A 10,746-nucleotide genomic window follows, 5' to 3' on the forward strand; every position below is an offset into this window, starting at 1 on the left:
CTGCGGGGCCGTGTCCTCGCGCTTTGCGCTGCGGGCCGCACCACCCCCTTGTCCGTTTGATTTTCCCATTGCGGCGGTTCCCCCCCTGCCCTCGCCGGGAGGCAAGGGTTCAGGAGAGGGGCGCGCTTCGCGCTTCCTCGCCTGACCCCCCGCCCTGTTCTGTGGCACATAGTTCTGCTTTTTCTGTCAGGCAGTCTGCTTTTTGGGCTTGGCTGCTTCACAAAAGCGGACGGTCAGCGGTCGGCGCAGCATCGACGCGAAGAGCCCATAGACGACACTCATGCCGCCTGCAGCGAATGCAGATGCAGCAAGAGTGATCGACCCAAACCGGACCTTGGTCCCGGCAAGGCCAACTATGGTTTAGGGCGACGCTCATCCCATAGCGGTCATTCGTCATATGAGGCAAAGGGTGCCGCTCTGCCGTTTCGGGTGGGAACAGCGAACTCTCTCCGCACTGCGTATCTATGTTGCGAAACTGACCAATGCCTTGCCATCGACATGGCCGAGGTGGAGCTGGAGCACGGCACGGATGACGAGACGCGCGATATGGCGCAGAAGATCATCGACGCGCAAAAGGAAGATATTGCCGAGATGACGGCCATGCTGGACCGCATGGGCGTTGAAGTGCCGGAATAATAGGGTGGGCCCGCCTTGCGCGGGCCTGTTCTTTACAGAAGGGCTGAGACAGCCTCGCGTTCCTCCTCCAGTTCGGCGATGGTGCGGGCCATCATCTCGCGCTGGAAATCGGTAAAAGTCAGACCTTCGACGCGTTCGTATGTGCCGTTCGCACAGATGACCGGAACGCCGAACATCAGCCCCTCGGGGATACCGTATTCGCCGTTCGAGTGGACGCCCATCGACATCCATTTGCCCCCCGTGCCGTGAATCCAGCCATGCATGTGGTCGATGGCGGCATTTGCGGCGGACGCGGCCGAGGATGCGCCCCGCGCCTCGATGATTGCGGTGCCGCGCCGGGCCACGTTCGGGATTAGGGTGTCGCGATACCATGCGTCGTCGCCGATCATGTCGGGCAGTTTGCCGCCCTGCGCGGTGGCTTCGGTCCAATCCGCGAACATGGTGGGGGAATGGTTGCCCCAGACGGCCAGCCGGTCGATCTCGGCCACGGCGACGCCCGCCTTCGTGGCCAGCTGCGTCAGCGCGCGATTGTGGTCAAGCCGGATCATCGAGGTGACGTTCTCGTTCGGGAAGTCGGGCGCGTTGGCGGCAAGGATCATCGCGTTGGTGTTCGCGGGGTTGCCGACGACCACGACCTTCGCGTCACGCTTGGCGGTCTCGTTCAGCGCTCGGCCTTGGGCGCGGAAGATCTCGGCATTGGCCGACAGCAGATCGCGCCGCTCCATCCCCTTGCCGCGCGGGCGCGAGCCGACGAAGAACGCCGCATCCGCATCGCGGAAGGCCGTCGCCGGATCGTCGGTCACCATGGTCTCGACCAGCAGCGGAAAGGCGCAATCCGCTAGCTCCATTACCACGCCGCGCACGGCATCCTGCGCCTGCGGCAGGTCCAGTAGTTGCAGGATTACCGGCTGGTCGGGGCCATAGACGTCGCCCTTGGCGATGCGGAACAGCAGGGCATAGCAGATCTGGCCGGCGGCGCCGGTGACGGCGATGCGTTTGGGGGTAGATGTGGTCACGGTGTCCTCCTAAAGGTTGCGGGGAATAGGTAGGCCCGCGGAAGACAACCGTCCAACGCATCGTTCCGTTTGGATCAATCGCCTTGTTCGATGAATGACGCGACACCCTCGCGGAATGCGGCCAACCCGCCTTGCGCCGGATGGCGGACATAGGTGGCGGAAACGCCCAAGCCCTGCGCCGCGCGTTCGGCCACGCGCCCGATACAGAGGATGCGCGGCGGGCGTTTCCACGCGATCAGCGCATGCAGGGCGGGCATGTTGGCGGCAATCTCGGCCACGGCCGGCGGGCGGGTGCGGCCATCGGCATGATGAGGATGCTGCATGACGGCGTTCCAGAACAGCGGCGGCGGGTCCGACACGGCGGCCCAGATCGCACAGGCGGTCGGCCCGTCGGGCAGCGCATGGCGGGTCGGCTGAATCAATGGCAGGCCGAGACGGTGCAGCGCCTCCTCGCCGCAGAACGGGATGCCGGTGCGACGCGCGCCGCGTCGTGCCATCGCCTCGCCCAGCCACAGCGGCGCGCCCTTCGGCATCGCCTCCAGATAGACGCGCAGGTTGCAGCGGCGAATTTCAGGGGCACCCGCAGCCTCCACCGCCGGATCATGGTCGCGGTAAGGGTTGAACAGCCGATCGGTGGACGCAATCGCCATCAGGGCGCGCAGCACCTCATCCAAGAGCGCGATCCAGAAACGCTTGGGCGGCTCGGCTCACATGGCGGCCGGTGGGACGCACGGCGTTGAAATGGCGCGGCGGGATGGGGAACTCGATCTCGAACAACCGACCCGCTGCCAAGGATGCCTCTATCACCACGCGCGACAGGGCGGTGACGCCAGTGCCCGCCTCGACCGCCGCACGGACAGCCTCGTTCGAGGGAAGCTCCATCCCCACGCGTGGCACGATCCCCGCCGCCGCCAGCGCCTGTTCCAGAATGGCGCGCGTGCCAGAGCCCTGTTCGCGCAGGATCCATGTCCCCGCTGCCAGATCGGCCACGGGCTTTGCAGCCACCACGACCAGTCGGTCCGTTGCGGCGGGGATCAGAGTAAACGCGGGCGAGGTCACCTCATCCTCGACAAAGCCCAGATCGGCCTCACCCTCGGCCACCGCCTGGCACGCGTCATGGGTGTTCAGGATGCGCAAGGTCAACGCGATCCCCGGATGGGCGGCCTGGAAGGTCTGCATAACCTTCGGCAGCCAGTAATTCGCGACCGTCTGGCTGGCCACCAGCCGTAACCGCCCATGATGCAATCCCATCGAGGCCGCAAGGAACCCCGCCGCATCCTCGGCCCGCGCCACCACCGCCCGCGCCTCGGGCAGGAAGCTGCGGCCCAGATCGGTCAGCATGATGCCGCGCCCCACGCGGTCGAACAAGCGCACGTTGTGGCGTTCCTCAAGTGCTGCAATGGCGGCGCTGGTGGCGGACTGGGTCAGGTTCAGCGCGCGGGCGGCCTCGGTCACATGCTGACGTTCGGCCACGGCGATGAAGATCCGAAGCTGTTCCAGCGTCATGCGGCAGTCCCCAGATGCGACAAGGCGAAGGCCACGAGGAACCCGAGCGTGACCAGAAGGCCGGTCTCGCCGCGTTCGCCCTCTACCGCCTCGGGGATCATGGTATCGGCAATCATGGTCAGCAGGGCGCCGGCGGCCAGCGCGTTCACCGCCGCCAGCAGATAGGGCGGCGCATCCCCCAAGGCCGCTGCACCGATCAGCGCCGCCGCGCCGGAACACAGCACGATCGCCGTCCACAGGCCGAACACATACCCCGCGCCGCGCCCCGCAGCCTTCATCCCGACGGCGCTGGACAGACCTTCGGGAAAGTTCGACAGAAAGATCGCCGCGAACATGGCGATGCTGACGCCGCCGCCGTCCAGCATGCCCACCCCCAGCACGACCGATTCCGGTATCCCGTCCAGAAACGCCCCCGCCGCGATGGCCAACCCGCCGCCCTGTGCCGCATGCCCCTGCTGTTTTCCCGACCGCTTGCGATGGTGCCCGCCATTCCGCGATATCAGCGCGTTGGCCACCGTATACAGCACCGACCCCGCCACGGCCCCCAGCACCACCGGCCAGATGCCCGCCTTGCCGAACCCGTCCAGGATCAGGTCATAGCTGACGGCCGAGATCAGGACCCCGCAGCCGAACGCCATGAACCCCGTCGTCACCCGTCTGGGAAACGGTGCAAACCATGCCAGCGCCACGCCGATCAGCAGCGACGATGCGGCCGCCAGCCCCCACAATCCCGCCTGCATCCAGATCGCCATCGTCGTCCCATCGTCTAATCCGATCATTCGGACAAGTTTAATCCGTTGGACCGGTCGCGCCAGCCCCCTTATCTCCACACCCAAGGAGAGACCCTATGACCTTCGAGAAAATGCGCGCCGTATCGCTCGGCCTTCAACCGTTCAGCCGCCTCGACAGCCCGCGCGAGGTGGTGCGCCAGTTCACCCCGAACTGGTTCGCCGCCACCATGGGCACCGGCATCCTGTCCATCGCGCTGGCGCAAACCTCGTTCCGCGCGGTGGGCGAGGCGCTGTGGATCCTCAACATCGGCCTTTTCGCGCTGTTCACCGTGCTTTACGCGGCGCGGTGGGTGTTCTTCTTCGACGGGGCGCGCCGCGTCTTCGGCCATTCGGTCGTGTCGATGTTCTTCGGCTGCATCCCGATGGGGCTGGCCACGATCATCAACGGCCTGCTGATCTATCACGGCGCGGTGGGGCTGGCGGAAACGCTGTGGTGGATCGACGTCGCGATGGCCGCCGCCTGTGGCATCGCCATCCCCTATCTGATGTTCACCCGCCAAAGCCATTCCATCGACCAGATGACCGCCGTCTGGCTTCTGCCCATGGTCGCGGCCGAGGTGGCGGCAGTGACGGGCGGGCTTCTGGCCCCGCATGTCGGGAACGGCCTGACGGTGCTGTGGGTGTCTTATACCCTCTGGGCGCTGTCGGTGCCCATCGCGATGAGCGTGCTGGTGGTGCTGGTCCTGCGCCTTGCAATCCACAAGCTGCCGCATGCGTCGATGGCGGCCTCGGCCTGGCTGGCGCTTGGCCCCATCGGCACCGGCGCGCTTGGCCTGATGACCCTGGGCGAAGCTGCGCCCGCCATCTTCGCCGCGCACGGGCTGGACGCCTATGTCGGCGCAGCGCAGGGCGTCGGTCTGATCGGCGGGATGATCCTGTGGGGCTACGGCCTGTGGTGGTTCGCGATGGCTGCCCTGATCACCGGGCGCTACCTGCGCGAGGGGCTGCCGTTCAACCTCGGCTGGTGGGGCTACACCTTTCCCATCGGGGTGTTCGCGGTGGCGACGCTGAAGCTGGGCACGCTGATGCCCATCGGCTCGATCAACGTCTTCGGCCTGATGCTGGTGGCCCTGCTGGCCGTGATCTGGACCATCGTGGCCACGCGCACCGTGCGCGGGGCGTGGCGGGGTGATCTGTTCGTCGCTCCTTGCCTGAAGAAGGATTGAGATGATCGCAACACGGCGCACCGTTCCGGCGGGTGCTGCCGCCCTGATGCTGTCAGCATAAGACCGCAAAACAAAAACTATAAGCGGCAAATAATGCTTCGCATCCCTCGCGGCTCATCTATCGAATGCTAGGCAAAGCATTTCCTTCAGTTGGTTGAAGGCTTTGCTTATGCCAGTTCACCAAAGCAGACGCTCACGGGGGCTGGATAGGTCGACACAATGCGGGACGGTGCGGAGCGGACGGTCAGGGATAGACACCCGTGAAGCGGCTCTGATAACGCGGCGCGCAAAAGGAGGCTGTGGACACGCCAACCTCTTTTCATGCTAGGCTCAAAAGTAAGATCAAAACCTTTGGGAGGAGGCACAGTGATGATGGGTGATTTCAAGATAGGCCGTCGAAGCCTGCTGGCCGGAAGTGGTGCCATCTTGTCCGTGATGGCCAGCGGTGTCCGTGTGCAAGCTCAGGAAAGTGTGACGGCCCTGCCTGACTATGTCAGTTGGAAGGACGCCGATGCACTGATCGTGCACTCCAACAGCACGATCGAGATGGAGCGGTCTGCGTTTGGAACCTCTGCGTTTACGCCTGAGGACAGGCTGTATGTCCGCAACAATGTGGCACCGCCTCCTGCTTCCATTCTTGACGATCGCGATGCATGGGAAGTCAGCATCGACGGCGTGGCAGAGCCTCGGAGCCTGACGCTGGCCGAACTGAAGACAATGGGGATCACGACTGTTGCCATGGTCCTGCAATGCTCCGGGAACGGCCGTGCCTATTTTGAGCACGAGCCGTCCGGCACACCTTGGCAGGTTGGTGCTGCAGGCTGCGTCATGTGGACGGGTGTGCCCTTGAGAGTTGTGGTTGACGCTCTGGGGGGAGTTGCGGAGGGGATGGAATACGTGACCGGCACGGGTGGAGAGACGCTTCCCGAAGGACTTGATCCGCTGACATTGCTCGTCGAGCGGTCGGTGCCCCTGGATGCGCTCGATGATATCTTGCTGGCGTGGGAGCTGAATGGGGAGCCGATTTCCCTAGCCCATGGCGGTCCGCTGCGCATGGTCGTCCCCGGGTTTACGGGCGTCAACAGCGTGAAATACGTCACCAAGGTCGCCATGACCGCGGAGCAGTCGCCAGCGCTGATCCAGCAGACGCGCTATCGGTTGCAGCCTGTGGGTGAAGAAGGCGGCCCGGACCATCCGTCGGTCTGGCAGATGTCGGTCAAATCCTGGATCACCGGCCCGTTGGATGCGACCCAGGCTGGTCGCGTTCAGGTCACGGGTGTGGCGTTCGGCGGAACAACCAACGTCGCATCAGTCGAAGTATCTGCGGATGATGGCCAGACGTGGAGCACAGCAGAGTTCATCGGACCTGATCTCGGGAAATTTGCGTGGCGTCCCTTTGTGGCACAGATGGATCTGCAGCCCGGCACGTATCGGCTGGTCAGCCGGGCCACGGATGCGGACGGAAACCAGCAGCCTGAGCAGACTGAGCCCAACGACCCCGGATACAACCATAATGGGTGGCGCGCGCCAGGCATCGAAATCGAAGTGGCATGACACACGCGGCTGGCGGTTCGTGCCGGACACCCCTCAGATCAACGGAAAACACATGAACAAGACACTGAGTGCCGCGGCCATTTTGCTTTCATCCTTGTCAGGTATGGCTGTAGCTGAAACAGACTCTGCCCGGATCGACATGGGCAAGGCACTTTTCACACAAGGGGCAGAGCCGTCCTGCTCGATCTGCCATACCCTGGCCGATGCCGAGACAATGGGAGAGATCGGGCCGAACCTCGACACCATGCGTCCCGATTATGACCGCGTCATGCGGGCGTTGGTGAACGGCGTCGGACCGATGACGCCGTATGATAGCCTGACGGACGAGGAGTTGGACGCTCTGTCCCACTATGTCGCAAGCGCGACCAAGGCAGACAACGTCGAGCCCTGAGATGATCGATGGCTCTTCTCCACGACGGAACTGAACGAAAAACCCCCCGCTTGCAGGCGGGGGGTTACGTTTAGCGTCTTGCTCATTCCATCGCCGTTCAAGCCGGGACTTCAGGCTGACGATGAGGGTTCGCATTCAATCGCATTGCGTTGGACAGATCTGCGGTCAGGTCAGACCTCATGCTTTAGAGATGCTGGATCGTGGACCCCTTCAGCGGGTCCAGCCTTCGGTTTCCATCAGCGCCTGCGCCTCGTCCGTAACCAGAAAGTCCAGAAAGGCCTGCGCCTCCGGGTCAGCATCCGGCGCGATGGCGACGTTCAGGTCGCGCCAGATCGCGCGGTCCTCGGACAGCGATACGGCCTCGATAACGTCGGGATTGCGCGCGGTCCAGTCCGGCCAAGTGATCCAGGCATCCGCGTCCATATCGGTGAACGCCTTGAAGCTGGCGCCCGACCCGTGCTCGAACGCCACAATGTTGCGGCGCATGCCCACAACATCGTCCAGGTTGCCCGTTCGCCCTGCGATATCCTCCCAAACTCCGGTGCCCGATGTGTTGCCGACGCCGGCGCCCTCGGTCACGACGATCTTGACGCCGTCGGCCAGAAGATCGTCGAAGCCGGTGATGCCCTTGGGGTTGCCGGCCTTCACCGCGATGATGGCGGGACGCAGGTAGATCGGCTGAACCTGATCGGACGAGAACGAGGTGTAGGTTTCCAGAAACGCCGTCATCGACTGCTCGGACGTCCCCCAGATGATGTCGGCATCGGCCTGCGCCTGATCGGACCATGTGGGTTCCGGTCCGAAGGTGATTGCAACCTCGGTGCCCGTTTCGGCCTGCCAGACATCGGCGACCTTCTGCAGCGCGCTATGCGGCCCGCCCGCACCATAAAGACGCACAACGCCGTCGCCAGCTTCACGCGCGATCGCGGGCGCATCCGTGGCTGCGTCCTGGGCAAGGGCGGGGGTGGTCAGGGACAGGCTCATGGCCAGAAGGGATATCATTTTCATCAAGGCACTCCGGTCGAACAGGATCGCGTCGGCCTGATGCCGACGCCATGTGACGTCTAGAACGCTGCAGCTGGCGTAAACGCCCGAACGCTTCGCCGTTTTCTGCCATTTCTACGTCACTCTTGCGTGTGGGGCACGGCTGACGCGTGATAAATGCTGACTAGTCAATTCGATCAAAAGGTCAGCGCTGACGCTGGCGCGCAGGAACGCATCCGCTGCGCAGCTGACATCGCCCTGTGTCGACGTAACGCCTGAGAGCCGGCGTGCCAGCAGCGCGAAAAGGCCATCGTCGCCGAATTCGTAGCGGCGTTCGAGTAGGTGTGTGTGAGTGGCCGCGCTTTGATAAGAATATGGGATGACGAGCGGCTGCTTCCGGACTCTAGACCTGTAAATATCAGGAATCTTTAGCGGCGGCTTTCCGCCCAGCACGTCGCTGATGCTGCAATTGCGAACGGTCTTAGCGTAGGCGCACTCAATGGCCGAAAGGTCCGCAAAGCAGACCCTCGGAAGCGACAGGCTAGGGGCAGCTATGTTACCTGCTATCAGGTATGTAATACCTAGCAACCGACTGCATTTCCGGGAACCATGGGGTGCAGCGAGGGATTGGCATGTCTCATCACAATGCCGACCTTTGCCATGCAGTACGTCATCTACGATCCACACCGCGGCGGCTTCTGGAAGAGCCCCACGAAGGTGGTGCCATCGCCGGACAAAGCAAGGGTCTGGGGTCAGCTGTCGGCTGCTATCGCCCAAGCATCCATTGCCAACCGCAGCCGCAATGTTCCGATCTGCCAAGCGCCGAGCCCCCACCATCGCGATCTGCCGGACTTCGTAGTTCGCGGGTATGATGATTGTTGGATGTGCATAGAGACCCATGATGCGCCCCCGATCCACTTCCTATAATAGTGTTTAGCGCAATGCCCATCTCCACGGGTCTGCGGGACATACTTTGCGTTTCTATCTCTTAGACTTGCCAGCTTATGTGTCACCCTTGTGGGGCACCTTTCGGGAAGTTTTTCCTGACAGCCCAAGTTCTTTCCGCGCCTGCGCAATGTCGATCCTCGCACGCATGCCATGCTTCTCCAGGAGGTGAAGCAAATGGCCTCCATTCAGCAAAGTGATCGGTTTGCCCTGCACGAATTTATACGCGTCCGGTCCGAAGTCGGCGGTTGTGACCAAGATGCCTTTGGAGGCTCCTTCGGACTGTGCCGTGCCATACAGATCCCGCACGGCACTGACGCCGACTGAACGGGTATAGCGCTTTGCTTGGATGATGATCTTGCCGCCAGTGATGGGGTCGGGATCAAATGCGATTGCGTCAACACCACCGTCAGCGGACGACTGCGTGATTTTTACTTCGCCACCACGCGACGCAAACTCACGTTCAAAGACCTGTCGAACTAGATGCTCGAACTCCTCCCAGCCCATCGCAGCCAGGTTGACGGACCCATCTTCCACCAACTCCACTTCCTCTGCCTTGATGAATCGCTTGTCCGCCTTGTTGAAGGTGATGACCGGGACGACTGCGGCCAGCCCTGACAAACTTGATGCTGAAACGCCTTTCAGGGATTTGAAGCATGCCTGCGGATCTACATTGTTGAAGTCGATTTTTTCTACTGCATCGCGTCCGACCAGTACCGACATGATCGTCTCTGTAGATTTTCTGCCGGTCGCAGCATTCAATGCTTCGACATTCCCATTGAAGGCGATCGTATCTATGTTCCGCGGCTTGTCTCCGCGAAATGTATCTCTGATCGTCCTCAGGCACGCTTGGTAGCACGTGCTGTCGTAGAGGATCTTGGCATCCTTTTGGGATATGCTCGTCGTTGAGAACTCACCGGACGTCACGTTGTAGCGGACGGTCTTTGTGATCGGCATGTCTGATGGCAGCGGGAGCCGATAGTCGATGACCAATAGCTTCATAGCGCCGTCATATTGCAGCTCTACCCGAGGGGCTAACGGCGGTGGATGGTCTGACAGCTTCATGATGGCTGCTACATACTGCACTACAGTATCTGCATCGCCGTCATGCCAAGCCTTCCTCAAGTCCCGGATTTTTTGATTACTCTGTGCGATACGCACTATCTCGGCTTCTTCAGCCTTGGCTTGATCCGCCTCGTATTTCGCGCGCTGAGTCTCCCACTCCAAGATACTTGCCTCATATCGCTGGTCGATTTCGGCGTTGTCAGCATGAACCTCCGCAAGCCGAACCTGGTAATCCTGCTCCATCTTGGCAGTTCGCCCCAGAAGTCGCGCCATCACTCCAGGCACAGTACGCTCTGGAAGCGGATTGTGCTGGTCTTTGACGGGCTTGCTGACGTTAAAAATCTTTGGGACGAACGAGGCAGTCTCTTCTCTGCCCATCCAAGCATGCATCGACTTGATAGTAGGCGTGTTTTTGAGAAGAGATAGCAGCGCTTGACGTTCATCTGCAAAGCGACGGGTTAAATCATTGGCCTCTTTACGGGAATTGCGGGTTAAATCGCTCGCTCGTGCGCGTTTGTATGAAGCTTCAGATATATATAATCTTGATGTGGAGCGTGGCCGGTATTGGGACATATCTACCCTGCTGTGAACGTCTTTCACAGTGGACCACCTTGCCGTCGGGTGTGTCTAGGAGAATAAGCTTGAGCCAAAGCTAAGTGTCTATGCCGCCCGGCAATCGAGAGGCTGCTTTT

10 protein-coding genes are annotated in these 10,746 nt (G+C 61.9%); 4 read left to right on the plus strand and 6 right to left on the minus strand.

Annotation, left to right across the window (positions count from 1 at the left end):
• Positions 1–498: 498 nt before the first annotated feature.
• The gene (locus TY51_RS21150) at positions 499–636 is read left to right on the plus strand and encodes a DUF305 domain-containing protein (protein ID WP_081995029.1); all 138 of its coding nucleotides are present in this window, start codon (positions 499–501) and stop codon (positions 634–636) included.
• Positions 637–668: 32 nt separating this feature from the next.
• On the opposite strand, the gene TY51_RS13590 is transcribed toward TY51_RS21150, so the two are convergent.
• The 4 genes from TY51_RS13590 to TY51_RS13605 form a co-directional block, all read right to left on the minus strand.
• Positions 669–1,652 carry a malate dehydrogenase gene (locus TY51_RS13590; protein WP_042250303.1) on the minus strand — a complete coding sequence of 328 codons (984 nt, stop codon included), beginning with the start codon at positions 1,650–1,652 and terminating at the stop codon, positions 669–671.
• A 74-nt stretch (positions 1,653–1,726) separates the two neighbouring features.
• Positions 1,727–2,326, minus strand: coding sequence for a hypothetical protein (locus tag TY51_RS13595; RefSeq protein WP_197054766.1), 600 nt, complete (start codon positions 2,324–2,326; stop codon positions 1,727–1,729).
• Entirely contained in the window at positions 2,319–3,158 is an 840-nt protein-coding gene (locus TY51_RS13600; protein ID WP_042250307.1) for a LysR family transcriptional regulator, read from the minus strand. Before TY51_RS13600 ends, TY51_RS13595 begins: the two co-directional genes overlap by 8 nt.
• The gene (locus TY51_RS13605; RefSeq protein WP_042250310.1) at positions 3,155–3,910 is read right to left on the minus strand and encodes a ZIP family metal transporter; all 756 of its coding nucleotides are present in this window, start codon (positions 3,908–3,910) and stop codon (positions 3,155–3,157) included. The genes TY51_RS13600 and TY51_RS13605 overlap by 4 nt, the downstream gene beginning before the upstream one ends.
• 95 nt (positions 3,911–4,005) lie before the next feature.
• On the opposite strand from TY51_RS13605, the gene TY51_RS13610 reads away from it, so the two are divergent.
• The 3 genes from TY51_RS13610 to TY51_RS22020 all read left to right on the plus strand — a co-directional run bounded on the left by TY51_RS13610 (position 4,006) and on the right by TY51_RS22020 (position 7,060).
• On the plus strand, positions 4,006–5,115 hold the full coding sequence (locus TY51_RS13610) for a TDT family transporter (RefSeq protein ID WP_042250311.1): 1,110 nt from the start codon (positions 4,006–4,008) through the stop codon (positions 5,113–5,115).
• Positions 5,116–5,484: 369 nt separating this feature from the next.
• The gene (locus TY51_RS13615; RefSeq protein ID WP_042250312.1) at positions 5,485–6,669 is read left to right on the plus strand and encodes a sulfite oxidase; all 1,185 of its coding nucleotides are present in this window, start codon (positions 5,485–5,487) and stop codon (positions 6,667–6,669) included.
• 52 nt (positions 6,670–6,721) lie between these two features.
• Positions 6,722–7,060, plus strand: coding sequence for a cytochrome c (locus TY51_RS22020; RefSeq protein ID WP_042250314.1), 339 nt, complete (start codon positions 6,722–6,724; stop codon positions 7,058–7,060).
• Positions 7,061–7,270: 210 nt separating this feature from the next.
• On the opposite strand, the gene TY51_RS13625 is transcribed toward TY51_RS22020, so the two are convergent.
• Both TY51_RS13625 and TY51_RS13630 read right to left on the minus strand, forming a co-directional pair.
• Positions 7,271–8,068 carry a substrate-binding domain-containing protein gene (locus tag TY51_RS13625; RefSeq protein WP_042250316.1) on the minus strand — a complete coding sequence of 266 codons (798 nt, stop codon included), beginning with the start codon at positions 8,066–8,068 and terminating at the stop codon, positions 7,271–7,273.
• Between the two features lie 978 nt (positions 8,069–9,046).
• On the minus strand, positions 9,047–10,654 hold the full coding sequence (locus tag TY51_RS13630) for a restriction endonuclease (RefSeq protein WP_156118029.1): 1,608 nt from the start codon (positions 10,652–10,654) through the stop codon (positions 9,047–9,049).
• Positions 10,655–10,746: the final 92 nt, after the last annotated feature.

This window comes from Paracoccus sp. PAMC 22219 (assembly GCF_000787695.1).
GTDB lineage: Bacteria > Pseudomonadota > Alphaproteobacteria > Rhodobacterales > Rhodobacteraceae > Paracoccus.

Coding starts and splice junctions, on each gene's coding strand:
- TY51_RS21150 (WP_081995029.1), top strand. CDS start 499: ATGGCCGAGGTGGAGCTGGAGCACGGCACGGATGACGAGACGCGCGAT.
- TY51_RS13600 (WP_042250307.1), bottom strand. CDS start 3,158: ATGACGCTGGAACAGCTTCGGATCTTCATCGCCGTGGCCGAACGTCAG.
- TY51_RS13605 (WP_042250310.1), bottom strand. CDS start 3,910: ATGGCGATCTGGATGCAGGCGGGATTGTGGGGGCTGGCGGCCGCATCG.
- TY51_RS13610 (WP_042250311.1), top strand. CDS start 4,006: ATGACCTTCGAGAAAATGCGCGCCGTATCGCTCGGCCTTCAACCGTTC.
- TY51_RS13615 (WP_042250312.1), top strand. CDS start 5,485: ATGATGGGTGATTTCAAGATAGGCCGTCGAAGCCTGCTGGCCGGAAGT.
- TY51_RS22020 (WP_042250314.1), top strand. CDS start 6,722: ATGAACAAGACACTGAGTGCCGCGGCCATTTTGCTTTCATCCTTGTCA.
- TY51_RS13625 (WP_042250316.1), bottom strand. CDS start 8,068: ATGAAAATGATATCCCTTCTGGCCATGAGCCTGTCCCTGACCACCCCC.